Below are 363 nucleotides of genomic sequence, written 5' to 3'. Positions count from 1 at the left end.
CCTAATCTGCTTGGAAGGCGTACTTTCACACTCGCCGGGCAAGGCCGCTCAATCAAAACACAGAACTATGATTATCTCTATCTCTGCACCGAGATATCCAAAAAATCGATGGTGCCGATTTTTGCTGTCGCTCATGCGCGAACACTGGAAGAATTCGGCCCGCTCATTCGCCATACCGGCGAGGAGTATTTTTATGTTCTTGAAGGTGAGCTGGATCTGCATACCGAGCATTATGCTCCGCTACGCCTCAAAAAAGGCGATTCCGCATATTTTGACGCCACAACTGGCCATGCGTACCTCAGTGTGAGTGAAGAACCGGCGCAAATTCTTTGCGTTTGCTCAACATCGGAAAGCGAGCTGGCA

1 protein-coding gene is annotated in these 363 nt (G+C 49.9%); it reads left to right on the top strand.

The window, feature by feature from the left end; genetic code table 11:
* On the top strand, window positions 1-363 hold a 363-nt coding region (locus tag HBA93_RS19350), incomplete at both ends, for a cupin domain-containing protein (RefSeq protein WP_221724378.1).

The organism is Ochrobactrum sp. SFR4 (assembly GCF_019730395.1).
Lineage (GTDB): Bacteria > Pseudomonadota > Alphaproteobacteria > Rhizobiales > Rhizobiaceae > Pseudochrobactrum.
This window is presented reverse-complemented; position numbering and strand designations above follow the sequence as displayed.